This is a genomic window from Pseudonocardia parietis, assembly GCF_017876315.1.
Taxonomy (GTDB): domain Bacteria; phylum Actinomycetota; class Actinomycetes; order Mycobacteriales; family Pseudonocardiaceae; genus Pseudonocardia; species Pseudonocardia parietis.
Genome location: NZ_JAGINU010000001.1, coordinates 4871134 through 4897879, shown reverse-complemented (window position 1 = coordinate 4897879; position 26746 = coordinate 4871134). Strand labels below are relative to the sequence as shown.

At 75.2% G+C, this 26746-nt stretch carries 21 protein-coding genes; 7 read left to right on the top strand and 14 right to left on the bottom strand.

From position 1 onward, the window contains the following. Nucleotides 1-20: 20 nt before the first annotated feature. Complete coding sequence (locus JOF36_RS22965; protein ID WP_210030686.1) at nucleotides 21-422, top strand: cupin domain-containing protein; 402 nt, start codon at nucleotides 21-23, stop codon at nucleotides 420-422. 123 nt (nucleotides 423-545) lie between these two features. Next, the gene (locus JOF36_RS22960; RefSeq protein WP_307862542.1) at nucleotides 546-1499 is read left to right on the top strand and encodes a DedA family protein; all 954 of its coding nucleotides are present in this window, start codon (nucleotides 546-548) and stop codon (nucleotides 1497-1499) included. 9 nt (nucleotides 1500-1508) lie between these two features. On the opposite strand, the gene recD is transcribed toward JOF36_RS22960, so the two are convergent. The 12 genes from recD to JOF36_RS22900 form a co-directional block, all read right to left on the bottom strand. Beyond that, on the bottom strand, nucleotides 1509-3536 hold the full coding sequence (gene recD / locus JOF36_RS22955; RefSeq protein WP_307862541.1) for an exodeoxyribonuclease V subunit alpha: 2028 nt from the start codon (nucleotides 3534-3536) through the stop codon (nucleotides 1509-1511). Continuing rightward, a complete protein-coding gene (locus JOF36_RS22950) occupies nucleotides 3533-6979 on the bottom strand; it encodes a UvrD-helicase domain-containing protein (protein WP_210030683.1) in 3447 nt (1148 codons plus the stop codon). The genes recD and JOF36_RS22950 overlap by 4 nt, the downstream gene beginning before the upstream one ends. Beyond that, nucleotides 6976-10350: an exodeoxyribonuclease V subunit gamma gene (gene recC, locus JOF36_RS22945; RefSeq protein ID WP_307862540.1), complete on the bottom strand. Its 3375-nt coding sequence runs from the start codon at nucleotides 10348-10350 to the stop codon at nucleotides 6976-6978. The genes JOF36_RS22950 and recC overlap by 4 nt, the downstream gene beginning before the upstream one ends. Before the next feature lie 46 nt (nucleotides 10351-10396). Then, complete coding sequence (locus tag JOF36_RS22940) at nucleotides 10397-11818, bottom strand: SDR family NAD(P)-dependent oxidoreductase (protein WP_210030680.1); 1422 nt, start codon at nucleotides 11816-11818, stop codon at nucleotides 10397-10399. A gap of 42 nt (nucleotides 11819-11860) precedes the next feature. Beyond that, on the bottom strand, nucleotides 11861-12922 hold the full coding sequence (locus JOF36_RS22935; protein WP_210030678.1) for an MsnO8 family LLM class oxidoreductase: 1062 nt from the start codon (nucleotides 12920-12922) through the stop codon (nucleotides 11861-11863). Nucleotides 12923-12989: 67 nt separating this feature from the next. Then, entirely contained in the window at nucleotides 12990-13649 is a 660-nt protein-coding gene (locus tag JOF36_RS22930; RefSeq protein ID WP_210030675.1) for a biliverdin-producing heme oxygenase, read from the bottom strand. Nucleotides 13650-13739: 90 nt separating this feature from the next. Beyond that, nucleotides 13740-14366 (bottom strand): TetR/AcrR family transcriptional regulator, encoded by a 627-nt coding sequence (locus JOF36_RS22925; RefSeq protein WP_210030673.1) that lies wholly within the window; start codon nucleotides 14364-14366, stop codon nucleotides 13740-13742. Nucleotides 14367-14417: 51 nt separating this feature from the next. Beyond that, nucleotides 14418-14903: a peroxiredoxin gene (locus tag JOF36_RS22920; protein WP_210030671.1), complete on the bottom strand. Its 486-nt coding sequence runs from the start codon at nucleotides 14901-14903 to the stop codon at nucleotides 14418-14420. Between the two features lie 91 nt (nucleotides 14904-14994). Continuing rightward, on the bottom strand, nucleotides 14995-16200 hold the full coding sequence (locus tag JOF36_RS22915) for a PucR family transcriptional regulator (protein WP_307862539.1): 1206 nt from the start codon (nucleotides 16198-16200) through the stop codon (nucleotides 14995-14997). Nucleotides 16201-16382: 182 nt separating this feature from the next. Further along, nucleotides 16383-16835 (bottom strand): GreA/GreB family elongation factor, encoded by a 453-nt coding sequence (locus JOF36_RS22910; RefSeq protein ID WP_210030666.1) that lies wholly within the window; start codon nucleotides 16833-16835, stop codon nucleotides 16383-16385. A 185-nt stretch (nucleotides 16836-17020) separates the two neighbouring features. Further along, nucleotides 17021-18922 (bottom strand): primary-amine oxidase, encoded by a 1902-nt coding sequence (locus tag JOF36_RS22905; protein WP_210030664.1) that lies wholly within the window; start codon nucleotides 18920-18922, stop codon nucleotides 17021-17023. Continuing rightward, a complete protein-coding gene (locus tag JOF36_RS22900) occupies nucleotides 18919-20391 on the bottom strand; it encodes an APC family permease (RefSeq protein WP_210030662.1) in 1473 nt (490 codons plus the stop codon). Before JOF36_RS22900 ends, JOF36_RS22905 begins: the two co-directional genes overlap by 4 nt. Nucleotides 20392-20623: 232 nt before the next feature. Here JOF36_RS22900 and JOF36_RS22895 point away from each other — a divergent pair, with 232 nt between their 5' ends. Then, nucleotides 20624-22033: an APC family permease gene (locus JOF36_RS22895; RefSeq protein WP_210030660.1), complete on the top strand. Its 1410-nt coding sequence runs from the start codon at nucleotides 20624-20626 to the stop codon at nucleotides 22031-22033. Next, nucleotides 22030-22782, top strand: coding sequence for an IclR family transcriptional regulator (locus tag JOF36_RS22890; RefSeq protein WP_210030655.1), 753 nt, complete (start codon nucleotides 22030-22032; stop codon nucleotides 22780-22782). Before JOF36_RS22895 ends, JOF36_RS22890 begins: the two co-directional genes overlap by 4 nt. 25 nt (nucleotides 22783-22807) lie before the next feature. Here the strand turns inward: JOF36_RS22890 and JOF36_RS22885 are convergent, their stop codons facing one another. Next, the gene (locus JOF36_RS22885; protein ID WP_210030653.1) at nucleotides 22808-23278 is read right to left on the bottom strand and encodes a DUF6319 family protein; all 471 of its coding nucleotides are present in this window, start codon (nucleotides 23276-23278) and stop codon (nucleotides 22808-22810) included. 175 nt (nucleotides 23279-23453) lie between these two features. On the opposite strand from JOF36_RS22885, the gene JOF36_RS22880 reads away from it, so the two are divergent. The 3 genes from JOF36_RS22880 to JOF36_RS22870 all read left to right on the top strand — a co-directional run bounded on the left by JOF36_RS22880 (nucleotide 23454) and on the right by JOF36_RS22870 (nucleotide 26285). Then, a complete protein-coding gene (locus JOF36_RS22880) occupies nucleotides 23454-23834 on the top strand; it encodes a VOC family protein (protein ID WP_210030651.1) in 381 nt (126 codons plus the stop codon). A gap of 13 nt (nucleotides 23835-23847) precedes the next feature. Further along, nucleotides 23848-24840 (top strand): alcohol dehydrogenase catalytic domain-containing protein, encoded by a 993-nt coding sequence (locus JOF36_RS22875; RefSeq protein ID WP_210030649.1) that lies wholly within the window; start codon nucleotides 23848-23850, stop codon nucleotides 24838-24840. A 143-nt stretch (nucleotides 24841-24983) separates the two neighbouring features. Next, on the top strand, nucleotides 24984-26285 hold the full coding sequence (locus JOF36_RS22870; protein WP_210030647.1) for an MFS transporter: 1302 nt from the start codon (nucleotides 24984-24986) through the stop codon (nucleotides 26283-26285). Between the two features lie 13 nt (nucleotides 26286-26298). Here JOF36_RS22870 and JOF36_RS22865 read toward each other — a convergent pair whose 3' ends face one another. Further along, entirely contained in the window at nucleotides 26299-26691 is a 393-nt protein-coding gene (locus tag JOF36_RS22865; protein ID WP_210030646.1) for a hypothetical protein, read from the bottom strand. Nucleotides 26692-26746: the final 55 nt, after the last annotated feature.

Below are 26746 nucleotides of genomic sequence, written 5' to 3'. Positions count from 1 at the left end.
CAAGAGCCAGGATCGGTGTCGTGAGCAGCGACGTGACCAACATCGATGACCTACTCGCCTCGTTCGACGAGCTCTGGGCGCCACGGATCGTGGCCAGGGTGAACGACTGGGCCGTCAAGATCGCCAAGGTTCGCGGCGAGCACGTCTGGCACGCCCACGCCGACACCGACGAGGTCTTCGTCGTCCTGTCCGGCGAGCTCGAGATCGCGCGCCGCGACCCCGGCGGCGAACCCGGCGGCGAGGCCCTGGTCCGGCTCGGCCCGCGTGACGTGCACGTCGTTCCCCGCGGGGTGCAGCATCGGCCGAGGTCGGCCGGTGGCGCGGTGGTGATGCTGGTCGAACCGGCCTCCACCCTCTCGACGGGCGACTTCGCCGGGGCGATCCCCGACCACATCACCGCGACCAGCGGCCTGGCCGGGTAGCCCCTCCGGCCCGGACCGGCGAGCTACGCGGTGACCCGTCCTCCCCGGGGACGACGCCTCGGCGCGGGCATCTCGTTCCCGCCGACGAGGTGCGCGGGTGCACCGGCACCTAGGCTCGGTGTCGTGGCGGAACGACGGACCGTCACCGGAGGGGGAGCGATGAGCGGTGACGCGACGAGCGGGCGGAGCGGTCCTCCGGTGCCCGACGGCGGGCTGACGGACGACCGGTCCGCCGCGGGGCAACCGGCTGCGGGGGAGCAGCCGGCCGCTGGAACGGGAGCGGAGAAGACCGGGACCGGCACGGAGGATGCACCGGGCACCGAGGCCGCGAGCGGGAGCACCGGCCGCCGGAGCCGCTGGTCGCGCCGCAAGGCCACCCCCGAGGAGATCGAGGAGGCGAAGCAGGTGTGGCGCGACACCATGCCGTGGGACAGCCCGATGAGCCGTGGCGACAAGGTTCTCGTCTTCTCCACGCTCGGGGTCATCGCGGTGATGGCGTTGTCGATGCCGCTGCGCCCGTTCCTGCTGGCCTCGCACCCGGTCGCGCTGAGCTTCGTGACCGGCAGCCTCTCGGCGATCGGCGCCGGCGCGGCGTTCGCCCGGATCGGCGAGGTCGAGCTGTGGCTGGTGATCTTCGCCGGGGTGTTCGGGATGATCAAGTTCGACTGGCTGTTCTGGTTGGCCGGGCGTCGCTGGGGGCCGAAGGTCGTGACGTTGTTCGCGCCGGGTGACGTCGCACAGCGGTTCGTCGCGAAGGTGCGGGGCTGGCCGCGGTGGGCGATGCCGCTGGTGGTCGTCGGGTCCGCGCTGCCCGGGGTGCCCGCGGTCGCGGTGTTCGCGCTGGCCGGGCTCGGCGGGATGCGGCTGACCACCTTCCTCCTGTTCGACGCGATCGGTGCCGCCCTGATCACCGGCCTGGTCGCCGGGCTCGGCTACGGACTCGGGCAGCACGCCGTGGACGTGGTCCTCGCCGTCGACCAGTACGCCCTCTACATCAGCCTCGCCCTGATCGTGTTCGTCGCCTTCCGGACCGGGCACAAGCAGAGCCGCGAGCAGAAGGCGCGCGCCGGTTCCTGACCGCGGGTCTCAGCCCGGCGCACCGAGCCGCTCCTTCAACCCGCTGGCCCGCCCGGCCGGCCGCGCGATCGCGGCCCGCACCGACTCCTCGGTGCCGATGATCCGGACGTGGCCCCGCGCCCGGGTGACCGCGGTGTAGAGCAGCTCGCGGGTCATGAGCGGCGAGTCGGCGGGTGGCAGGACCACGGTGATCCGCTCGAACTGGCTTCCCTGGCTGCGGTGCACGGTCATCGCGTAGACCGTGCCGACGCCGCCGAGCCGGGCCGGTTCGAACCCGGCGGGCCTGCCGTCCCGGACGAACACCGCCCGCCGCCCCTGCGGGGTCCGGACGACGACGCCGGTGTCGCCGTTGAACAACCCCAGGTCGTAGTCGTTCGTGGTGACCAGCAGCGGACGCCCCGGATACCAGGGAGCCTCGGCGGCGTAGCCGGGGCGGGCGGCGTCGAGCCACCGCTCGATCTCGGTGGTCCAGCGGGCGACGCCGTAGGGGCCGCGGCGGTGCCCGCACAGCACCCGGTGCCCGTCGAGCACGCGCAGCGCCTGGTCGACGTTCCCGTCCTCGGCAGCGCCGATGAGGTCGGTGGCGGCGCCGACGACCTGCTGCCGGAACGGGCCGAGCTGCGCCGCCCCGATCTCGGCCGGATCGGCCGGGACGAACGTGAGCTCCGCCGAGCCCTGCCTCAGCAGCGCCACGGCGGCGTCGCCGTCGGCGTGCTGCACGGCGGCGGCGAACTCCGCGATCGCGCCGCCGAACCGCCAGTTGCGTTCCAGCCGGACGACCCCGTTGCGCACCGGCACCGGGGTGCCCGGCGTCCCGGGGCCCGCGGGCGCCGGGAGCGAGCCGTCCGGCAGCTGTGGCGGGACCGGACGGTCGGCCCGGAAGGCGCCGCACCGCTCGAGCGCGGCCTGCAGGTGCGGTTCCTCGCGGCCGTCGGCGGCGGCCAGGTCACCGAGCACGGCGCCCGCCTCCACCGACGCGAGCTGCTCGGGATCGCCGACCAGCACCAGCCGGGCGTCCGGGCGGACGGCCTCCAGCAGCCGCGCCATCATCGTCAGCGACACCATCGACGTCTCGTCGACGACCACGACGTCGTGCGGCAGCCGGTTGCCGCGGTGGTGGCGGAAGCGCCCCGAGGTGCCCCGGGAGCCGAGCAGCCGGTGCAGGGTGGAGGCCGTCGTCCCCTCGATCGCGGCGCGGTCATCCGGTGCCAGCGCGCGGGCGGCCTCGGCCACCGACTGGGTGAGCCGGGCGGCGGCCTTGCCGGTCGGCGCGGCGAGCGCGACCCGCAGCCCGGGCCTGCCGGGGCGGGCGTCGGCCCGGTGCAGGTCGTGGAGCACGGCGAGCATGCGGGCGACGGTCGTGGTCTTGCCGGTACCGGGGCCGCCGGCGATGACGGTGACCGGACGCAGCGCCGCCACCGCGGCGGCGAGCCGCTGCCGCTCCGCCCCCGGCAGGTCGAGCAGCCGGTCGAGCGCGGCACACAGCCGCTGCGGGTCGACCTCGGTGACCGGCCCGGAGCGGGCGGTGAACTCGCGGCGCACCAGCTCCTCCTCCTGCCAGTACCGCTCCAGGTACAGCAGGTTCCCCAGCAGGCGCAGCGGCCGGTCGGCCGGGGCCGCGGCGCCCTCGGAGACCAGCGGGCTGGCCGCGCAGGCGGCCCGCCACCCGGCCGGGTCCGGCCAGGGCAGGCCGGTGACGTCGACGGCGACCTCGCCCTCACCCGCGGTCGTCGTCGCCACCGTGTCGAGGTCGACGCAGACCGAGCCGTTGCGGATCGCGCGCACCGCCAGCGCGGCGGCGAGCACGACGGCCTCGGGCTCGGCAGACGCGGGGTCGGTCGCGCCGATCGGGTCGCCGCGCCCGCCCAGGCCTGCGAGGCGCCGCGCCACGTGCAGGTCGCCGGGCGCGAGGACGTCGGCCTCGTTGAACGCCGCCGCGATCCCGGTGGCGGTACGCGCCGCGCGCGGGCCGTAGGGGTCGCGTTCGGGCACCGTCGCCCGGTGCGGCGTGAGGGGAGCGGTCGCGGAGCCGTTCACGCGGTGCCTCCGTCCAGGAGATCGGACAGGTCCTCCACCAGCGCGGCCGGCGGCCGCCAGGCGAAGACGCCGCAGGGCGCGGCGAGCGGGCCGTCTCCGGTGATCGGGGTGTCCGGTCCGCACATGCCGCGCAGGAACAGGTAGCCGACCCCGCCCAGGTGGGTCGCCGGGTCGTAGCCGGGCAGCCGCCACCGCAGGTAGCGGTGCAGCGCGACGGCGTAGAGCAACGCCTGCAGCGGGTAGTGGGCGTCGGCCATCGCCTCGGCCAGTCGTGGCGCGGTGTAGTGCGCCGCGGTGAGCGGCTCCCGGCCGGTCGCCCCGACGGGGCCGAGCCAGTTCGTCTTGTAGTCGACGACGAGGAACCGGCCGTCCACCCGCAGCACCGAGTCGATGCTGCCGGTGAGGTAGCCGCGCAACGGCTGCCCGGCCAGGTCGGGGGAGTCGAGCCGGTCGGCGTAGCCGTGCAGGATGTCGCCGGGGCCGAGGTGTCGGCGTACCGCCGCGGCGAGGCCGGCCAGGGTGAGCCGCCCGGACGGGGTGTCACCGCCACACAGCGGCAGCTCGAAGTCCAGTTCGGACAGCCGGTCGGCCGGGGCCACGTCGGCCAGGGACCGCCCGGCGGCGAGCGGTCCGAGCGGCGTGCGCAGCACCGGGACGAGTGCGTCCGCGAGCTGCTCGGGGTCGACGTCGGCCGGCTGGCGGCGCAGCTCGGCGGTGACGTGCCGGATCAGCTCGGCGCGCAGCGCGGCGTCACCCTGCGCGGCGACCGTGGTGTCGAGGTGCTCGAGAACGGCGTGCACGAGTGTGCCGAACCCGGCGCCCATCGGCAGGTCCGCCATCGGGGAGGCGAGCGCGGCCGAGTCCACGGCGGGGGAGGAGCCCCCTGCCGCTGCGGGCTCCGGTTCGTCGCGGACGCCCTCGTCCTCCGGCTCGCTGAGCACACCGGGGACGGCGGACGGGGTGCTGTCGTCGTCGGGCTCGGTGGGCGACCGGTGTGCGGCGTGTGCCGCGGCGGTCAGCGCGGTGTAGGACGTGCGCCGCCAGGCCGTGTCGAGGGTGCGGCGGAACTCGGCCACCTCGGGACGGCCGTGCTCCGGCTCGGCCGGCCGGTGCGTAGGTTCCCGGTCGTGCAGCGTCTCCACGACGGCGCCGCTGCCGGCGAGCCGCTCCCCCAGGAAGCGCACCGCGTCGGCGTCGCCGGGGACCTTGGCCGCGGCCTCCGGCTCGGTACCGGCACCGTGGTGGCCGAACAGCGTCCGGTGCAGCGACGACGACGCCGTCGTCGTCGCGGGCACCCACCAGGCGACGACCTGGCTGCAGGCGCGGGTCAGCGCGACGTAGAGCAACCGCAGGTCCTCGCCCGCCTCCTCGGCCTGGTGCAGCGCCGTGCGCCGGGTGCGGTCCGGACCGGACGCCCCGCCGACGTCGAGCAGCCGGCGCGGCGCGCCCCCGGCGGCGTCGTGGTAGAGGAGCGGGTCGGGGGTGTCGTTGACCCAGCGGTCCCACGCGAACGGCAGGTAGACGACCGGGAACTCCAGTCCCTTGGACCGGTGCACGGTGACGATCTGGACCGCGTCGGCGTCGGACTCCAGGCGCCGGCTCCGTTCCGCCGAGGTGTCCCGCGCGGCCTCGCCGATCCGGTGCCGCAGCCACTCGGTGAGCGCGGTCGGGCCCAGGTGGCGTTCCAGCGCCGCGGAGTGCAGCACCTGCCCGACGTGGCGCAGGTCGGTCAGGTCGCGCTCGCCGTCCGGCCGGGCCAGCAGGCGCTGCGCCGGGGCGTAGCGGACGAACACCGCCTCCTGTAGGGCGGCGACCCCGCGGTCGGCGAGCACCTGGTGCCAGGCGCGCAGGTCGGCGCCGAGCTGGTCGACCAGCCGGTCGGCGTCGGGCCCGCACAGGTCGGCGACCGTGTGCCCGACGAACCGGGTGAGCGCCGCAGACCGCAGCCGCAGCGACCGCTGCGGCTGCTCGACGGCCTCCAGCAGGGTCAGCCACTCCCGGGCGACCGGTGTGGTGAACACGCTGGTGCTGCCGGTCAGCACCGCGGGCACACCGGTCTCGGCGCACGCGTCCCGGACGAGGACGCCCTGGGCGTTGGTGCGCACGAGCACCGCCACCTGACCGGGCCGCAGTGTCTCCCCGGCGTAGCGGGCGGAGCCGTCGAGGAGCTCGGAGAGGTCGACGGCGACGTCCCGGGCGACGACGCGGCGGGCCCCGGCCGCCCGCCCGAGCCGCCGGCCGGTGAGATCGAGCCGGTCCCGGTCGACGGCGCGCAGGCGCAGCGGCGCGTCCCGGCGCGCCTCGAGCCGCCGGCCGTGGTGCGCCGCGTCGACCCGGTGCACCACGATCCCGCCGTCGCCGAGGGCGGCCTCGTCGAACACCCTGTCCAGCGCCTCGAGCAGTGCGGAGTCGCTGCGCCGGTTGGTGTCCAGGGTCCGCCGCCGGGTCGCGGCCCCGGCGGCCCGCAGGTAGCTGTGCACGTCCGCCCCGCGGAACGCGTAGATCGCCTGTTTCGGGTCGCCGATCAGTACCAGTGTCGTCGCCGGGGCCTCGTGGAAGGCGAGCGAGAGGATCTCCCACTGCAGCGGGTCGGTGTCCTGGAACTCGTCGACCAGCACGACCGAGAACCGCGACCGCAGCCGCTCGCGGGCCGCGGGGCCGCGCAACGGGTCGCGCAGCGCCGCCGCCAGCCGGGACAGCATGTCGTCGTAGCTGTAGATCCGCAGCCGGCGCTTGCGGGCGTCCACCTCGCGCCGCACGGCCGTGGCGAACCCGTACCGGGTGGCGGCGACCGAGGCGGGGTCGGCGTCGCGCGGCTCGAGCGCGGCCTGCGGGTCGCCCACCGCGCGGCGGGCCAGCGCGAGCGCCTCGGTCCGGGTGAACGCCGGCTTCCCGGCACTCGGGCTCGCGTACTTGCGGACGTAGAAGTCGTCGACGACCTCGGTGACGACGTCGTCGACGTGCTCGACGAACTCCGCGTCCGGGTCGTTGTCGCCCGCCACACCGAGCCCGGCCAGCATCTGGCTGCAGAACTGGTGGGTGGTCGCGATCGTGGCCGCGTCGAACGACGCCGCGGCGTCCGCCAGCCGCGCGCGCCGCAGCTCGACCTCGGCCGGGTCACCGTCGGCGAGCAGCGCCACCACCGGGTCGGCGGCCCGCACCGGCGCCTGCCCGCCCGCGAGCACCGCGGCGAGCGCCCGCTCGGTGCCGACGAGGCGCTCCCGGACCCGTTCGCGCAGCTCCTGGGTGGCGTCCCGGCCGAACGTCACCAGCATCAGCCGGTCCAGCCCGGCGACCCCCTCGGCCACGTAGCGGGTGGCCAGGGCGGCGATCGTGTAGGTCTTGCCGGTCCCGGCGCTGGCCTCGAGCACGACGGTGCCGTCGGGCAGCGGGCCGTCCACCTCGAAGGTGGGCGCGGAGAGGACGGCGGTCGCGGCGCTCATGGTGCGTCCTGACTCTCGTGGTCGAGCAACGGAGCCCACAGCCGGGCGGCCAGCGCCCCGAACCGGGTCGGCTCGGCCCCGGCGCCGGGTTCGTCGTGCACGATCAGCGGGGCACCGGCCCCGCGGACGAAGACGTGCGCGGCGTCCTCGTGCTCGAACTTCGACCACTCCGCGCCCGCGGCGGCCAGCGCGTTCGCCGGCACCACCCCGCGGGCCCGGTTGCGGGCGTAGACCGCGGCCGCGTCGGTGGGCAACGGCAGCGGCTCGCGCAGGCCCTCCCGGCGCAGCGCGACCAGGTCGGCCAGCGCCGCCCGGGCCCGGGCCGGGTCGACCGGCCCCAGCGTGGAACGGGCGGCGCCACCGCTGCCCCGGCCGATCGTGACCGCCGTCCAGGACCGGTCCGGGTGCGCCGCGGTGAGCGCGAGCAGCTGCACCCAGGCACGCAGCCGGTGCTTGGCCTTGAGCCGGGAGTACTCCACCCGGACGACGACGTCGCCGTGCAGTCCGGGCACGGTCCCGGTCACCGTGACGCCGTCGAGCGGCGTCCCGGTCAGCGACGCCACCAGGTCCTGGGAGAAGGCCTCTCCGGTCCGGACCGCCCCGGCCAGGGCGACCAGCGGCTCCACCCGGCCCCCGACCTCGGACAGCACCCGGCGCCCGAGCCCACCGGGCGGGAGATCGCCGCGCAGCGTCTCGGCCCGCGCGACGGCGGGCGGCGGGGCGCCGGCGAGCCGGTCGGCGAGCAGCCGGTCCCCGATCTTCCAGGCCGCCAGCCCGTCCAGCTCGACCGGCAGCGCGTCGTCCGGTTCCTCGCTCTCCCCGGGCGGCAGCACCCGCACCCGCTGGCGCAGGAACGCGCGGACCGGGTGCTCGACGAACGCGGCCAGCTCGTCCAGCTCGACGGTGTCGGTGTCGACGCCGTCGTCGGGCTCGGGCAGCGGGGCGGCCGGGAACAGGGGCGCCGCGCGGCGGGGGCCGCCCGCGGCCTCGGCGCCGCGCAGCGCGGCCCGGTCGAAGCTGAACGGGCCGCCGGCCAGCAGCGCGCCGGGCAGGAAGTTGTCCCGGTGGTGCGGCTGCAGCGGGTGCCGGGCCCGCAACGCCTCCGACGCGCGCTGCTCGGTTCCGGTGTGCACACAGGCGTCGATCGCGTCGCACAGCTCGCCGATCGGTACGGCGGGCGGCCGATGGGCCCCCGTCCGCTCGTCGGCACCGGAGCTGACGACGACCAGGTGCTCGGTCGCCGAGCAGATCGCGTCGAGCAGCAGCTGGCGGTCCTCGCCGCGCGGGTCCCGCTCGCCGGCCACCGGGTCCCGGGCGAGGACGTCGTCGCCGTCCGCGGCGCCGGCCCGGGGGAAGACGCCATCGTCGCAGCCCAGCAGGCACACCACCCGGTGCGGGACCGCGCGCATCGGGACCAGTGTCGCGACGGTGAGCGTGCCGGTGCGGAAGTTCGCCCGGCTGGGGCGCCCGCGCAGCCGCTCGGCCAGCAGGCCGCGCACGTCGGGCAGGTCGAGGTCGACGGTCGCGGCCTGCGGGCCTGCCGAGTGCAGCACGTCGGCCAGCTCGGCCCGGGCCTGCGTGGCCTGCCAGGCCTCGGACGGCGGCGTGTCGGTCAGCGCGGCGAGCCCCTCCTCGAGCGCGGCGATCCACGACGACAGCGGCTGCGGCCCGTGCAGCGCGCCGAGCACCGTGCCCAGCCGGTCGACGATCTCGGCGAGCCGCCCGACCACGTCGACGTCGGAGGAGTCCACCTCGTCCAGCGGCAGCGCGGTGCCGAGCCAGGCGGGCGCGCCGGGCGTCTCGGCCATCGCGACGCCGACGAGCAGCCGGTCCAGGCCCGCGCGCCAGGTGTTCTGCTCGACGCCCTCGAGCCGGTACGGGGCGCGGTGCCCGGCGTCGAGGCCCCAGCGGACACCGGCCGCGGTGATCAGCTCGGAGAGGCGTTCGGAGGCGTCGTCGTCGAGCCGGAAGCGGCGCCGCACCGGCCCGGAGGAGATCAGGTCCAGCACCTGCGACGCGGTGAGCCGGGACCCGGCGAGCTCGAGCAGCGTGGAGACCGTGCCGAGCAGCGGGTTGGCCTGCCGCAACGCCCGGTCGGCGAGCCGTACCCGGAGCAGGTGCCCGGGGTGCAGCTCGTGGCGGGACGGGCCGGCGCCGTCGTCGCCGGAGGCGTCGGGGGCCAGCCCGAACGACGCGGTGATCAGCGGTGCGAACACCTCGATGTCCGGGCACATCACCACGATGTCGCGGGGTTCGAGGGTGTCGTCGGCGGCGAGCAGCCCGAGCAGCGCCTCGCGCAGGACCTCGACCTGCCGGTCCGGGCCGTGGCAGGAGTGCAGGACGATGCTGCGGTCCGCCCCGTCGAGCAGTGGCCGCTCGTCCGGGGGCGGCGGCGCGACGTCGTCGCGCAGGGACTCCTGCAGCAGCCGCAGCAGCGGCGGCGCACCAGCGGGTTCGGGGGCCGGGTGGTGGGTGTCGACCACCCCGGGCCCCGCCGCGGGCAGCCGCAGCGCCAGCTCCCGGACGTCGCGGCCGAGCGAGCGCAGCAGCGGGGAGCGGACCCGGGCCGCGCTGTCGTCGCCGGCCCGGGCCGGCGGCGCCGCGGGGCGGGCCGACCGCACCGCGTCCCACATGACGGGGGAGGGGTGCGGCAGCCAGAGGTGCACGTCGCGGTGCACGGACAGCGCCTCCAGCACGGCGAGGTGCTCGGCCGCGAGCCGGGTCGGCCCGAACAGCGACAGCCGCTGCGGGACAGCGTCGCCGGCGGAGACGCCCGCGCGCAGTGCCGCGACCGCCTCGTCGAGCCGCTCGGCGGGGCCGGGCACGTCCAGCCGCGCCCGCAGCCGCCGCCACAGCTCCGGTTGCCAGGCCAGGTCGGCGGGGACCCCGTCGGCGCCGCGCTGCCAGCCGTGCAGCAGCGCCGGGCGGTGCGTCGCGTAGGACGCGAACAGGCCGGCCAGCGCCCGGGCCAGCGCGTAGCGGCGGCCGTGCCCGCCGCGCTCCAGGTGCGCGGACAGCCCGGAGAACCGCTCCTGACCGGACCGCACCGCGTCGTCGATCAGCTCCAGCAGCGGCCACACCGCGCGGGCCGGGGCCCACGGGTCGGTCTCCGGGTCGGAGCCGCAGACCGTGTCGACGACCTCACCGAGCAGCGCCGCGGGCGACGGGAACCGGACGTTCGCGCACACCCCGCCGGAGCCCGTGCCGGCGCCGAGCCGGTGCGACAGGCGCTGGGCCAGCCACCGCTCGACACCCCGCTCCGGGACCGCGACGACCTCGGGCACGAACGGGTCCGCCGATCCCGCCCCGAGCACGCCGGCCAGCGCGTCCACGAGGGTGTCGGCGCGTTCGGCCCGATGCAGTTCCAGCACGATCCGCACGGTAGCGGCGAGCCCCGACAGAACCGGGAGGGCCCTGCTACCAGGACGAGGTCCGGTAGTTCTTCAGGAACACCCCGTGCAGGTCCTCGCCCGCCTCACCGGCGACGACCGGGTGGTAGACCCGGGCCGCGCCGTCGGACAGGTCCAGCGGCGCGTGGAACCCCTCCTCGGCGAGCCGCAGCTTCATCGGGTGCGGGCGCTCGTCGGTGATCCAGCCGGTGTCGACCGAGGTCATCAGGATCCGGTCGGTCTCGAACATCTCCTCGGCGCTGGTGCGGGTCAGCATGTTCAGCGCCGCCTTCGCCATGTTGGTGTGCGGGTGCCCGGGCCCCTTGTAGCCGCGGCCGAACACCCCCTCCATGGCCGACACGTTCACCACGTACTTGCGGCGGGCCGGTGACGCGGCCAGCGCCGCCCGGAGCCGGGAGACCAGCACGAACGGTGCCGTCTGGTTGCACAGCTGCACCTCGAGCAGCTCGAGCGGGTCGACGTGCTCGACGTGGTCGACCCAGCTGTTGACGGCGGCGGTGTCGGGCAGCAGCCCGCCGGCGTCGACGGCGGTGCCTGCGGCGATCCGCTCGGGCGAGGCGGACCGGGCGGTGACGGCCAGTGCCGCGAGGTCCGGCCCCGCGATCGCGCCGGCGAGCAGCGCCGGGTGCTCGCGCGTGGTCGTGCTCGTGAACGACACGATCTCCGGGAGGTCACCGGGCGGCAGCGCCTCCTGCTCGGCGGCCTCGAGGGCCGAGTACGAGCCGGGGGAGCGGCGGACCGTCTGTGCCGCGTTGTTGATCAGGATGTCCAGCGGGCCCGCGGCGGCGACCTCGTCGGCCAGCGCGACGACCTGTGTCGGGTCGCGCAGGTCGACGCCGACCACGCGCAGCCGGTGCAGCCAGGCGGCGCTGCCGTCGGCGGCGGCGAACCGGCGGGCCGCGTCGCGCGGGAACCGGGTGGTGATCGTGAGATGGGCACCGTCGCGCAGCAGCCGCAGCGCGATGTACATGCCGATCTTCGCCCGGCCGCCGGTCAGCAGCGCGCGGCGGCCCGTCAGGTCGGTACGGGCCGACCGGTGGGCGTGGTGGCTCACCGCGCAGTCCGGGCAGAGCTGGTGGTAGAACGCGTCGACCGTGGTGTAGCGGACCTTGCACACGTAGCACCCGCGGGCCTTGTGCAGCACCCCGGCCGTGGCACCCGGGGTCGGGGACACCAGCGGGATGCCGGCCGTCTCGTCGTCGATCCGGCCCCGCGCGCCGGTCGCGGTCGCCGCGGTGACGTCGGCGTCGGCCGTGGACTCGCGCTCCCGCTTCTCCGCCCGGCGGCGCAGGCGCACCGACTTCCAGATGTGTGCGGTCGCGCGGCGGACGACGACCGCGTCCGGGTGTTCGGGCTCGAGCTCGTCGACCTGCGCGAGGACCTTCAGCGCGGTCGTGAGCTCGTCCGGGTCGATGCCGGGGCTGGACACCGGGGGCTCTCCTGGGATCGGTCGTCGGGGGGCGGGTCCAGTCTAGGTAGCCCGCTCCCCGCGGCCGGCGGCCCCGGTCGGGTGCCGGAGACCGAACGCCTCCGCGAGCAGGCCGTGGGACCGCCGGCGGTCGGCGGGATCGGCGATGAGGTCCTGGACCATCAGCTCGTCGGCGCCGCTCTGCTCGAGCATCCGTTCCAGCGTGGCGCGCACGTCGTCGGGCCCGCCGGCGACGAAACGGGGCCAGCGGCCGTCGACGATCCCGGTCGGTTCGTCCTCCTCGGCGCCGGTCATCTCCCGGGCGGCGTCCGCCGGGGTGGGGACGAGCACGGAGCCGGCCCGGCGGCCGGCTCGGCCCAGGCGGGCGTAGAAGCCCTTCGCGGACCGGACCAGGTGCCTGCCCTCGGCGGGGGTGTCGCCGACGGTGACGTTGACGGCGAGGATCGAGCGGGGTGTGTCGAGCCCGAAGCCCCGGGACCGGAACCGCTGCCGGTAGTGGCGCAGGGCCGGCGCCGCCGCCTGCGGATTGATGAACCCGGCGAAGGTGTAGCCGATGCCGAGGCCGGCGGCCAGCTCGGAGCCGTCCGGGCTCGACCCCAGCAGCCAGGTCTGCGGGACCCGGGGCACGGTCGGCATCAGCGGGTGCCCGGCGAACGGGTGGTCCTCGGGAAAGGCGCCGTACAGCCAGGCCACGGTCTCGAGCACCTGCTGCTCGTGGTCGTTCCGGACGGGCTGCTGCCGGTCCCTGCGCAGCGCCAGGTCGAGCACCGGCCCGGCGGTGGCGCGGCCCATGCCGAGGTCGATCCGCCCGGGCGCCATCGCCTCGAGCTGCTGGAACATCTCGGCGACCTTGAACGGGCTGTAGTGGTTCATCAGCACCGCGCCCGACCCCAGCCGGATGCGTGAGGTCCGCGTCGCCGCCGCGGCGATCAGCAGCTCGGGATGGTGCGAGGCACCCGAGCGGCTCAGGTGGTGCTCGGCGAACCAGATCCGGTGGAACCCGGCCTCGTCGGCGTGCTCGGCGGTCGCCAGGGAGTCGGCCAGCCCGTCGGTCTCGGTGGTGCCGGGGGCGACGGTCCCGAGATCGACGATCGACAGCTTCACGGTGTCGCTCCCCGCGAACGGCCGGCCCCGGGACGGGCCCGGACACGGTCCGCCGCGCTGCGGGCGTTCAGGACGCGAGCGGCTGGTCGAGCCCGACCTCGTCGGCCATCTCGGACAGCACCTCGATGTTCAGCTCGAACCCGAGGACCGCCTCCGCGGCCACCCGCGAACGTGCTCCGGCGTCCCAGGGTGCCGCGTCGAGCAGCTCCCGGTAGCGGGTGCGGAAACGCGGCGGGGCGCCGAGTGCGGAGAAGTCGTAGAACCGGACCCCGTCGCCGGAGAGCCCGTAGGTGCGCTCCAGCGTCCGGCCGATCACCTGGCCGCCGGACAGGTCGCCGAGGTAGCGGATGTAGTGGTGGGCGACGAACCGCTCCGGGTCGGTCGCGCAGGTGTGCAGCCGCTCCACGTAACGGGCGGTGGCGGGCAGGATCCGCGGGACACCACTGCCGAGGGTGTCCAGATCGTCGTGCAGGGCGGGCAGCCGCCGCAGCTCGTCGATCACGAAGGGCCCGGCGACCGGGTGGTCGGCCATCGTGTCGGATGCCGCCTCGAGCGCGGTGTAGATGGCGCTGTACTGCTCGGCGAGCAGCGTGTAGGCGCCCAGCGGCAGCGCGCCCTCGAGCAGTGCGGCCATGTAGGTGGAGCGGTGCGCTCGCTCGTGCACAGCCCAGGTGGCCTGGCGGAGTTCGGCGGACAGCGTCCCGATCGAGGTCGTTGCGGCGCCCATCGGCCCTCCCGTACGGCGGAGCGTCACGGCGCCGGATATGACACCGTGTCAGATCCGGATCGTAAGGCCTGGAACGCGGTAAGGCTAGCCTCAGCCGGACGCGGATGTCGATGTGTGCGCCCCGTGCGGCGGGGCGACCATCCGCTGCACCGCCCGGACCGCGGTCGCCACCGTGGCGTCCAGCTCGGACGGTCCGACGTCGACGATCCGGCGGCTGGACAGCGCGGCCGACACCAGGGCGGCGAGGACGGCGGGGTCCTCGTCGGCCATCGAGCCGTCGGCCGCCCCGTCGCGCAGGATCGTGACCAGGCGGTCGCCGATCGGGTCGGCGTGCGCGGCGATCCGGCGGTACGCCTGCGGATCGAGGGCCCCGGCGAGCGCCTGTCCCGGCGGGAGGTGGAACTCCGCGAGGCGGCGCAGCTGCATCCGGGCGAAGACGGCGAGGCGCTCCGGCGGGGACGACGCCCCGGTCAGCGCGGTGTCGAGGTCGGTCACGTAGCGATCGGCCTCGGCCTCGACGAAGGCGACCAGCAGTGCCTGACGGTCCGGGAAATGGTTGTACATGGCCGACCGGCCGACGCCGGCCGCCGCGGCGACCCCGGACAGCGTCACCGCCTCGAAGCCGCGCCGGTAGAGCTGCTCGCGCAGCGCGGCGAACACCCGCTCGCGCACCTGCTCGCGGTGTGCGGCGAGGGAGTCCCCGATGAGCTTCGGCACGCGGGCCAGTGTAGGCCCGCGTGCCGCTCGCTCAGGAGCCCGGAGCTGGGATCAGAGCTGCTTCAGGACCGACTCGACGCCCGAGACGTCGACCGAGGGCGGGGCGTCCTCGACGCCGATCCACTGCACGACGCCGTCCTTGATGATCGCGGCGTAGCGCTTCGAGCGGGTGCCGAGGCCGAACTTGCTGCCGTCCATGTCCAGGCCGGCGGCCTTCGCGAAGTCGGCGTTGCCGTCGGCCAGCATGAGGACGGAGTCCTCGACGTTGCGCGCCTCGGCCCAGGCGCCGAGCACGAAGGCGTCGTTCACGGCGGTGCAGGCGACGGTGTCGACGCCCTTGGCCTTCAGCTCGTCGCGCCGCAGCACGAAGCCGGGCAGGTGGGTGTCGGAGCAGGCCGGGGTGAACGCCCCCGGCACGCCGAACAGGACGACGGTGCCGGTGCCCAGCGCGGTGGCGGACTGCACCGGCTTGGGGCCCTCGGCGGTCGGGGTCATGAGGGCGGCGTCGGGGATCTGGTCACCGGCGGTGAGGGTCATGGCTCCTCCACGGGGCTCGTACGGGACTGGACAAGATCGGTCGTGCCGACGCTACCCCGCGCCGCGCGCCCGCCCACCGCCACGGTCGGCTTCAGCCGGCGTCGCCGGGGTGCAGGTCGCGGGCCGGCCAGCCGAGCAGGCGCGCGCCGAGCACCGCGGCCTGCACCGTGAACCGCTGCGCCGGGTCGGCCGGGTCGTGGCCGGTCAGCTCGGCGATCCGTTCCAGCCGGTAGGAGACCGCGCGGACCGACAGGTGCAGCCTGCGGGCCGTCTCGGCGACCACGCAGCCGGTCGCGAACCAGATCTCCAGTGTCTCCAGCAACGGCTCCGCACCGCCACGGGCCTTGGCCAGCGGTATCGCGACGGTCTGCACCAGATCGGTGATCGCCGGCTGGTCGCGCAGCAGCACCCGGTAGACGAGCATGTCCTCGGCCCGCAGGACCGGGGTGCGCAGGCCCAACCGGCCTGCCGTCGTCAGCGTCTCCCTGGCCTCCTCGTAGGACCGGGCGATCCCGTACGAGCCGGGGTGCGGGCGGCCCACCGCGACCCGCCACGGCAGGCCCCGGCCGGATCGGGTCAGCTCGGCGTGCAGCAGCGGCCCCAGTCCGGGGCCGCCGGCGCCCGGTGCGGGAGCGATCACGACGACGCGCCCGTCCTTGGTGGCGACGAGCACGTCACGGTCGCCGACGCCCTGCACGACCGACCGCTCCAGCGCGCCGGGGACCGCGTCGGCGCGGGCGGGACGGGCCGACGGGGAGGCGAGGGCGACCTGGTGCGGCGTGCCGAGGTCCAGCCCGAACGGTTCGGCCCGCTCCACCAGCCCTCCGGCGTCGCCGTCGCCGCGCAGCAGGTCCTCGATCAGCTCGCGGCGCAGCGTCTCCTCGTCGCGGACCATGTCCCGGCGGGCGGCGGTGTAGCCGTCGGCCAGCCCGGCCACCGCGAGGTCGACGGTGCGCAGGACCGCCTCGGCGGCGGTCGCGGTGCCCGCCGCGTCCGGGAAGCGGGCGGTCGCGGGCAGCTCCCGCCACAACCGCCACGCCGCGGACAGGTAGAGCTGCACCGCGTTGCCCGCGGACACTCCGAGCTCGGCCGCCCGACGGCCGTTGCGGCCGACCGCGTCGAGCTCGGCCTGCTCCGGACGCCGCCCCGAAGTCGCGGCGTCGGCCAGCACCCGGAGGAAGCCGCCCAGCAGCTCGGGCGGGACGTCACCGGCGCCGCGGCCCGCCTCCTCGGCCACCCGGCGCAGCCAGGCGTCCGGTACCGACGCGTGGTCGCGCCGCCCGTTGCGGGACTCCACCGGCACCGCCTCCTGCACTGCTCGTGCCGCGGTGCCGCGCTGGCGACGGGGGCACGCGGCTACCGCGCGACCGTCTGCCGGATGGTGCCGCCGCCGTGCAACCGACCGTACCCGGCAGTGCCCGGGGCGCATCCACCCCGTCCCGCCCGCCGGGGCTGCCGGAGCCCGGCAGGGCGGTCAGGTCATGCCGCGTACGGCACGACCCGTTCCAGGGTGCAGCCCGTCTCGCCGCCGTGCGGCAGCTGGTAGGTGACGTGCTGGCCCTGCCGGGAGTCGAGCAGCGCCCGGCCGAGCGGGGAGTCGGGGGAGCAGACCATGGTCGAGCGGGTCCGGTCCTCGTCGTGGGCCAGCAGGAAGGTCTCGACGTCGCCGTCGTCGTAGCGGACGGTGACCTCCATGCCGAGCTCGACGACGCCGTCGTCGGGCGGGCGGTGCCCGACCACCGGGTCGCTCAGGAGCTCCTGCAGCCGCCGGATGCGCTGTTCCCGGTCACGCTGCGCCGCCGTGTCCGGCACGTCGTCCGGCGCGCCCTGAGAGGCGCCCGCCGCCCGCTGCTGCAGCAGATCCCCCAACTCCGCGCGCAGCTCGGCGAAGGTGCTCTCGGTCAGCCAGATCCTGCTCGTGTCGACGGTCATGGTCCTACTCCTCACGTATTTCCTGGTACGAGGACTACCACGACGGGACCAGGAAGCCACGCCGGTTGCCGGGACCCGGCAGGCCGGGACCGGCCGACGTTGCCCACCCCGGCCAGTGACCTCGTGTCGACCCACGGTGACGGGCCGGCCCCGCCCCGGTTCCGGGGCGGGGCCGACCGGTCGGATCAGTGGCAGTTCTTCGCCGCCCCCGGCGGCACGTCCAGCGCCGGGTTGCGGTCGAAGAACCCGGCCGGCTTCAGCGTGAAACCGGTGTAGTCGACCGGCATCACCGGCCAGTCCTCCGGGCGCGGGAAGTGGGTCAGGCCGAAGGTGTGCCACAGCACGACGTCCTGACCGTCGATGTCGCGGTCCGCCGCCACATAGGACGGCAGTCCGGCCCCGCCCGGGTTCTGGTTGACGAAGTCGCCCGCCGAGTAGCGCTGCGCCGGGTCGTAACGGGTCACCCACAGCGCCTTCGTCGCGAACGCCGCCCGGGCCGCGATCGACGACTCCGGATCGGCCAGCAGGGTCGGCTGGCCGTGCGGGTGCAGCACGTAGCCGACCGGCTGCCCCAGCGCGTTCGTCTTCTCGGTGTTCACCACGTGCCACGCCCGGGCGGTGCCGGGGGAGGCGTCGCGTTGCCCACCGGACTCCGAGCGCAGCCGGGTCGAGTTGCGGCTGAACGCGTTGCCGTAGCGGTTCCCCTCGCCCATCGGGACCCGGCCCGCCTCGACCTCGTCGACGGCGTTCGCGAGGCCGTCGACGGTCATGTCCAGCCGCGCGGAGAACAGGTGCTGGTGGAACGGGGCGCCGAGCCCGGGCGCGATCTCGGTCGCGTACTCGCCGGGCGTGCCGGAGGTGAACACGATGCCGGTCGCCTTGCACTCCAGCTCGATGGTGCCGTCGAGGTAGAGGTACCAGTAGAAGCCGTAGTCGTAGTTCCCGATCGGGGTGAAGAACGAGATCACCAGCCGGCGCTGGCGGCGCACCTCGCGGGAGCCGGTGAAGATGTCGGTGTGCTTCCAGAGGACGCCGTAGTCCTCCTCGTGCATGCAGATCGCGTTGCTGATGGTCTTCGGGTTGCCGAGGTCGTCGGCGATGGTGGCGTCGACGTAGTGGATGTCACCCAGGCAGTCGCAGCCCAGCTGCAGCGAGTCGGCGTAGCGGGCGAACATGTACTCGCCGCAGTCGAAGTAGTTCTGCCAGAACCGGACCGGCGCCGGGTCGGCGTAGGGCACCACCATCTCCGCGACCGACGCCCGGTAGCAGACCGGGCGGTCGTCGAAGGCGATCTGGTGCAGGGTCAGGCCCTCGCGCTCGTTGAAGCCGATCCGCAGGTCCCACTTGCCCCAGCGGACGTGCCCGTCGGTCTCGGTGAACGACCGGCCCTCGGGCTGGGTGATCTCGATCGGCTTCAGGCCCTCCAGCGGCGGGCCCTGCACGGCCGGGTCGTCGAAGTTCCCGCTGCCCGCCGGCACCGGCACCACACCGGAGTCGATCACCCGGTCGATGGTGCGGGCGGTGAGGTCGACGTAGGCGACGAGCCCGTCGATCGGGTGCGCCCACGGGTGGTCGGACTCGGAGTCCTGACGGAAGCCGAAGGCGCGGGCGATCCGGCGGCCCTTCTCCTGCGGGTAGTCGTAGACGCCCGCGGACAGCGGGACCGCCCGCACCGATGCCGGCTCGATCCCGCGCTCCGCCAGGGCGGCGCACCATTCCGGGGAGGCGTTGAGGGCGTCCTCGATGAACTCGAACTCCGAGTCGATGATCGGCGGCTGGCCCTCCCGCTCGGGCTCCAGCTCGCGGACCGAGACGAGCTCACGGGCCGTCGCGGAGACGACCGCGTCCCAGGAACGGCCGGTGGACAGGTCCAGCAGCACCACCCGGAAGCGGCGGTCGGGGACGCCGTCGTCGAACGCGAGGACCTCGGCCTTGGCCGGTTCCTCCGGCGCGAAGAACGCGTACCGGACGTGCTCGCCGAGCATTCCGGCCGCGGCGAGCACCTCCCGGACGACGGCGACCTCGGTCTCGGTGGTCATGGTCAGCGGGTGCCCGGAAAGGGTCCGGGGCTCCTCGACTGCGGTCATCGGTCCTCCGTGGTGTCGACGGTGTGCGGAGCTGGGACGAGTGACGGCACGCGCCGGGCCCACAGGGCACCTCCGACGAACGCGGCCACCAGGACGGCGCCGATCGCGGTCGCCAGCGCGGGCGACCCGCCGATCAGCGTCGGGAAGTTCGCGACGGTCAGCGCGAGACAGGTCAGCAGCCCGGCCAGGCCGAGTGCAGGTGCGAGCCGGGTGTGCCAGAGCCTGCGGTCGGCGCGGGACCGGGCGAAGAACACGAGCACGGCCAGGCAGGTCAGCGCCATCAGGGTCAGCACGCCGAGGGTCGCGGTGCCTGCCATCCAGGCGAACACCTGGGTCACGGGGTCCATCCCGGTCAGGGCGAAGACCACGATCAGCGCGAGAGCCGTCCCGGACTGGGCCAGCGACGCCGCGTACGGCGAGGCGTGCCGGGGGTGGCTGCGACCGAACACCGCGGGCATCGTCCGGGCGTTGCCGAGCGCGAAGAGGTAGCGCGCCAGCACGTTGTGGAACGACAGGAGCGCGGCGAACAGGCTGGTCACCAGCAGGATCTGGGCCAGGTCCCCGCCGAAGGGGCCGAGCACCGCGGTGATCGTCGAGACGATCATGTTGCCGGGGTCGTCGCCGGCCCGCGCGACGGCGTCGGCGTCGCCCCAGGCGGAGACCACCGCCCACGCGGAGACCGTGTAGAACCCGCCGATCAGCACCAGCGCGAGGTAGGTGGCGCGCGGCACGGTGCGCTCCGGGTCGCGGGCCTCGTCGCGGAACACCGCGGTCGCCTCGAACCCGATGAACGACGCGATCGCGAACATGATCGCGATGCCGAGCGAGCCGGAGAGGATCTCCGAGGGCACGAGCAGCGCCGTCGACCTGCCGGAGCCGAGTCCGCCGGTGACGGCGACGACGGCGTCGAACACCAGCACGATCGCCACCTCGGCGATCAGCAGGACGCCCAGCACCTTGCCGGACAGCTCGATGTGCCGGAACCCGAGCACCCCGGCGACGACCAGCGCCCCGGCCGCGTAGAGGTACCAGGGCAGCGCGGGCCCGCCGTAGTGCTGGACGACGGAGTCGAGGGTGGCGCCGAGGTAGCCGTACACCGCGGCCTGCACCGCCGTGTACGTGACGAGTGCGAGCAGCGCCGACCCGAGCCCCGGTGCGGCGCCGAGCCCGCGGGCGATGTAGGAGTAGAACGCGCCGGCCTCGGGGACGTGCCGGGACATCGCGCAGAAGCCGACCGCGAACAGCAGCAGGACCACCGCGCAGAGGACGAAGGTGGCGGGGAAGGCGGCCCCGTTGCCCGCCGAGAGACCGAGCGGGACGGTGCCGGCGACGACGGTCAGCGGCGCCGCGGCGGCGACCACCATGAACACGATCGAGCGGGCGCCCAGCGAGCCCCGCAGCCGGTGCTCGGGTGCCCGGGCGGATCCGGTCGGGGCGGGAACCTGCGGGTCGGACGGTGGTGCGCTCATCGGCGCCTCCTCCGGCGAGTGGCGGTGTGGACGGCAGGCACCGTCACGCCTGCCGCACACCGCGCACAACGACCGGTCCCGAGTGGTGCGAATCACCGTGCCGATCGTTCCCGTGCTGCGGGAACCGCCGACCGGGTTTTCTCGTTCGACTCATCGACGCTGGTCACGACGTCGTCATCGGGCGATAGTGTGCCGGTCCGACGATCACCGATGACAGGGACGGAGGTGGGGTGTGGGCGTGCTGCGGGACCGTTCGCCGGTGCACGGGCTGATGCGGCGCCGGCTCGGGCCCGCCGACGTCGTCGCCCAGTCGATCGCCGGGTCGGCGCCGTCGGCGGCGATGGCGGCCACCCCGGTGATCGTCGCCGGGGCGGCCGGGCCGTACACCGTGTGGGCGTTCGTCGCGGCGACCGTCCTCGCGCTGCTGGTCGCCGCGAGCATCGGCCGGTTCACCACGCGGATGGCCGCCCCCGGCGGCCTCTACACCCTGACCGCCCAGGGACTCGGGTCGGCGGCGGCGTTCGCCGGCGGCATCGCGGGTGTCGCCGGTTACCTGCTGCTGTGCGGGGCCGCGCTCGCCGGCGCCGCGCTGTACCTGGGGTCGCTGCTCGCACCGTTCGGTGCGGGCGGCCCGTGGCTCCCGGCCGCCGCCGCGCTCGTCGGCGGTGCGCTGGTGACCGCTCTGGTGGTGCGCGGGGTGCGGCTCGCGGCGCGGGTCGTGCTGCTGGTGGAAGCGGTCGCCGTCGCGGTGCTGGTGGGCGTGTTCGTGCTGCTGCTGGCCGGCGGCCCGCTCGCCGGAGCGGCCGCGCCCGCCGCTCCGGCACCGGGCGTGGGCGGGCTGGTCGCCGGGGTGCTGCCCGCGCTCGCGGCGTTCATCGGCTTCGAGGTGGCGACGTCGCTGGGCGCCGAGGCGCGGCGGCCGTTCCGCTCGGTTCCCCGGGCGGTGATGGCGACCGCGGCCGTCACCGGCGTGCTCTACGTGTTCGCCGCCGGGGTGCAGGTCAGCGGGTTCGCCGGTGTCCCGGGCGGGCTCGCCGCGCAGCCCCAGCCGGTCCAGGTGCTCGCCACGGCCCGCGGCTGGTGGTGGATCCCACCGGTGCTCGACGCAGCGCTGGTGCTGTCGTTCCTGGCCTGCGCCGTGGCGACGGCGACGGCGCTGTCGCGGGTGCTGTTCTCGCTGGCCCGCGACGGCGCGGTCCCGGCGGTACTGGGGCGCACGCACCGGCGGTTCCGGACCCCGCACGTCGCGGTCGGGCTGGGCGTCCCGGTGGCGACGGCGGCGGTCGTCGTTCCGGTGCTGGCGGGCGTCCCGACGGGAACGGTGCTGGTCGCGCTGCTCGCGGGCGCGACGATCGGGTTCCTGATCACCTACGCGCTGGTCTGCCTGGCGGCCCCGCTGTTCCTGCGCCGGATCGGGGAGCTCACCCCGGCGGCGGTGCTGACCGCGGTGGTGGCGGTACCGGCGTTGCTGGCCGCCCTGGCCGGGTTCGTGGTGACGGTCCCGGCCACCGGGATCGTGCTGCTCGCGGCGCTACTGGTGGCCGTGATCTGGTTCGCGGTGCTGCGACGAGCGGGCGGCCTGCGCGATCTCGGCGTCTACGACGAGACCGTCGCCTCCGACGTGTGGGACCGGGCCGCGTGACGGAGCCGGGCGGGCCGCCGATCAGCGGGCGCCAGCCGCGTGCGGTCCGGACGGCGCTGGCCGTGCTGGAGGAGGTCGTCGCCGCCGGGCCGGGAGTGACGGCCAAGGAGATCTCGGCCGCGCTCCGACTTCCACCCGCGACCACCTACCGGGTGCTGAACCTGCTGGTGGGGGAGGAGTACCTGGTCCGGCTGCCGGACCTGCGCGGGTTCGCACTCGGCCGCCGCGCCGCCCGGCTCTCGCCGGTCGCGGTGCCCCGGCTGCCGACGGCGGCCCGCTCGGTGGTCGAGCACCTGCGCGGGATGGTCCGCTGGGGTGTGCACCTGGCGGTGTTCGACGGCGGGCGGCTGCACCTCGCCGATCCCGACCCCGATCACCCGCCCAGCGACCCGGACCTGCTGGCGCGGCTGCCGCAGGCGTCCGCGCTCGGGCGGTTGCTGCTGGCCGAGCAGGCGGACTGGCGGGCGCTGGTCCGCGACCTGCGGCCGGTGACGGGGGCGACCCTCACCGACCCGGACGAGCTGGCCGCGCTGCTGCCGGGCGTGGCCCGCGACGGGTTGGCCGCGCAGACCGGCGGCCTGCGACCCGACCGCGGGTGTCTGGCGGCGGCCGTCCGGTCCCCGGCCGACCGCCGGCTGGTCGCGGGGCTGGCCCTGTCCGGGCCGGCCGGGCGGGTCGCCGATCCGGACCCGGACCTGGTCGCGATGCTGCGGGACCATGCGGACCGGCTCGGCCCGCTGCTCGGGTGAGACCGGCGTTCGGGTTACCGGGCGCTCAGTGCTCCAGCTCGGCCAGGTCCTTGCGCGCCTGCTCGAGCTCCGCCTCGAGCTCGGCGACCCGCGACGCCTTCGCCGCCCGGGCGCTCTCGATGAGCTCGGCGACCGGCCCGGCGAGGTCGGCGTGCAGCGCCGCGGCGGCCGCGGAGACCGCCGAGGCCGTCACCGGCAGACCCCGGGCGACCCAGGTGCTGCCGTTCTTGAGCTCGGCCTGCCAATCGCCGTCGGCCGAGCCGCTCACGGTGAGCGTCATCGTCACGACCCGGGTGGTGCGGGCCGTCGATCCCTTCGGTCGCCCACGCTTGCGCTTGGGCGCCGCCTCCTCGCCGGTGCCCGGCCCGGGTTCCCCGGTCGTGCCGGGCTCCGTCGGCTGTCCGGGCGCGGCCGTCCCGGAATCCACGGTCGCCGCCGGTGCGGTGCCGGGCCCGGTGCTGCTGGTCTCGTCGCCGGTCACCAGATCGTCGTCCACGTGTCCTCGTCCTCCCTCGACTGCGGCTGGTACAAGCGTGAGGTTAGAATATCCGTTCGAGCACGTCGGGCCGGTCGTGCCCCGTGTGGGTCTCGGCCGGCCACGCGGTGTACCGGCCGGTCACGATCTTCTGCTCCGGTGTCACCCACAGGGACATCCTGCGACGATCGCCATCGTGCGCATCGACCACCTGGACCACCTCGTGCTGACCGTTGCCGACCTCGACCGGACGATCGGCTTCTACACCGACGTCCTCGGAATGGAGCCGGTCGAGTTCGAGGGCGGACGCCGGGCGCTCACCTTCGGCCCCAGCAAGATCAACCTGCACGAGGCGGGGAACGAGTTCGCGCCCCGCGCGGACCGGCCGACCCCGGGGAGCGCGGACCTCTGCTTCATCACCCTGGACCCGCTGGAGCAGGTGCAGGCGGAGCTGGCCCTGCACGGTGTCGTGGTCGAGGAGGGACCGGTCGAGCGGACCGGCGCCCGCGGCCGGTTGCGCAGCCTCTACCTGCGTGACCCCGACGGGAACCTGATCGAGATCAGCAACGAGGTCTGACAGTCTGGCGCCTGTGACGACGAGGTCGGTGCGTGCGGTCCGGTTCCACGAGACCGGGGGTCCGGAGGTCCTGCGGATCGAGGACGTCGAGGTGCGCGACCCCGGGCCGGGGGAGGTTCGGATCCGGGTGCACGCGGTCGGTCTCAACCGGTCGGAGGTCAACTTCCGGCGCGGGACCTACCTGGTGGACCCGGTGCTGCCGGCGGGTCTGGGCACGGAGTGCTCCGGCACCGTGCTCGACACCGGCCCGGGCGTCGACGGCTGGGTGCCCGGCGACGAGGTCTGTGTGATTCCGGCGTCGTCGCCGAACGAGCACCCGGTCTACGCCGAGGAGGCGGTCGTCCCGGCCCGCGCTCTGCTGCCCCGTCCGCCCGGTCTCGACGACACGGGTGCCGCTGCGCTCTGGATGCCGCTGCTGACGGTCTGGGGCATGACCCGGCAGGTCGCCCGGCTGCGTGAGGGGGACCGGCTCGTCGTGACCGCGGCGGCGAACAGCATCGGTGCGGCCGCGTTGCAGGTAGCGCGGTACCTCGGGGTGCGGGCGGTCGCCGTCGTCGGCGACGACCGGCACGCGGCGGCGCTGCGGGCGGCGGGTGCGGCGGAGGTGCTGACCGGTGCTCCCGAGCCGGACGAGCTGCGGGCAGCACTCGGTGGCGGCGCAGGCCTGGTGCTCGACGCCGAGGGCGGGCCCGGGGTGGAACGCCTGGTCCGCGCCTGCGATCCCGGCGGCGCCGTGATCGTCCACGGAGGACTGTCCGGGCAGCCGACGCCGTTGCCGGCGGCCGGGTACGCCCCGGTCTGGCTGCGCCGGTTCCACGTCCGCGAGGTCACCGGTGAACCGGACGTGCTGGCCCGCGCCGAGGCGTTCGTCCGGGCCGGACTCGCCGCCGGGACCCTCGCGCCACTGGTCGACCGGATCTTCGATCTCGACGACGTCGCCGCCGCGCACGAGTACCTCGAGGCGCCGGACCGGGCGCCCGGGAAGCCGGTGCTCCGGATCGGCTGACGCCGCGGGTCCGCCGGTCAGGGACGACATGGTCACCGTCGCGGTCGTTCGCATTGCTTACTATCTAGGTTGCGTGCTGCAATCTTTGGTGGCCCGCGACGTCCGCGATCCGCCGGGCGTCGTGCCCGGGGAAAGGCGATGACATGTCCCGAAGTTCCGCACCCGCGCCGAGCCCGTTCCGCCAGCCCAGGGCGGTGTGGGCGGTGGCGTTCGCGTGCGTCGTCTCCTTCATGGGGATCGGTCTGGTCGACCCGATCCTGCCGTCGCTGGCCGGCCGGCTCGACGCCAGTCACGCCGAGGTCGAGCTGCTGTTCACCAGCTACCTGGTGGTGACCGCGATCGCGATGCTGGTGACCGGCTGGGTCTCGTCGCGGATCGGGCCGAAGAAGACCTTGATCACCGGGTTGGTGCTGATCGTCGCGTTCGCCGCGCTGGCCGGGGCGTCGTCGGGGATCTGGGGGATCGCCGGGTTCCGCGCCGGCTGGGGCCTGGGCAACGCGCTGTTCATCGCCACCTCCCTGGCCGTGATCGTCGGCTCGGCCTCCGGCGGGTTCGCCGGTGCGATCGTGCTGTACGAGACCGCGCTGGGTCTGGGCATCGCGGCCGGGCCGCTGGTCGGCGGGCTGCTCGGCACGGTCTCCTGGCGCGGCCCGTTCTTCGGGGTCTCGGTGCTGATGCTGATCGCGCTGGTGGCCACGGTCGTGCTGCTCGAACCGACTCCGCCGTCGCCACACAAGGCGAAGCTGTCCGAGCCGCTCACCGCGCTGCGCCACCGCGCGCTGGCCACCACCAGCGGCGTCGGCCTGCTCTACAACTGGGGCTTCTTCACGATGCTCGGCTACGCCCCGTTCCTGATGGGCGACCTCGACCCGATCGCCCTGGGTGGGGTGTTCTTCGGCTGGGGCCTGCTGGTCGCGGCGTTCGCCGTGTTCGGTGCGCCGCGGCTCAAGGACCGCTTCGGCACCGCCCGCACCCTCTACGGCGCGCTGGCCGGCATCGCCGTGCTGCTGGCCGCGATCGGCCTGTTCGACACCACGCCGGCCGTCGTGATCGTCGCGGTGATCCTCTCCGGGATCGTGGTCGGGCTGAACAACACGCTGGTGACGACGGCGGTCATGTCGATCTCGCCGGTGCCGCGCCCGACGGCGTCGGCCACCTACGGCTTCGTCCGCTTCATCGGAGGTGGCCTCGCACCGCTGGCGGCCGGGCTGCTCGCCGGAGCGGTCGGGGCATCCGTGCCGTTCCTGATCGCCGCCGTCGTCGTGCTGGCCGGGGCCGTCCTGCTGTCGACGATCCACCGCGATCTGGAGGCGGCCGACGCCGGGGCCGCGGCGCCCGGGCCGTCGCACGAGCGGGCCGACGCCGAGGCCGCGGCCGGTGAGGTTCCCGGGCTGCCGACCGAGTCGGTCATCGCCGAGGACGCGCTGGAGCACGACCGACACTGAGCCGGGGGTAGCGTCAGCCGGACGTGGCCGGGCGCGCGGCCGGTGCCTCCAGTGCAGCGACGACCGACTCCGGGGCCGGGCAGCTCACGACGATCTCGTCGTAGCCGAGCCGCTGCGCCTCGGGGCCGGACACTCGCAGCCGAAGTGCCGGCCGGTGCCGCCAGGCACTGACGAAGCGGCGCACCGGGGTCCCGATGCCCCACCGGCCGAGCTTGAGGACCCCGGTGACCTGCACACCGGCCCGGGCGCCGGGCGTGATGGCCCAGCGCGTCGGCTGCTCGACGCGGTCCGCGGCCACGATCGCGTCCCGCTGCACCGCCAGCACGCTCCGGCCGCCCGCGAACGGGCGCTCCCACGCCGTCAGGTGCACCTGTACCTCTGCGGCGTCCACCGTCACCGTCGCCATGGCTGACTCCCTCCGTATTCTGTTCCCGACAGAGACATTATTACCACAATTGGGA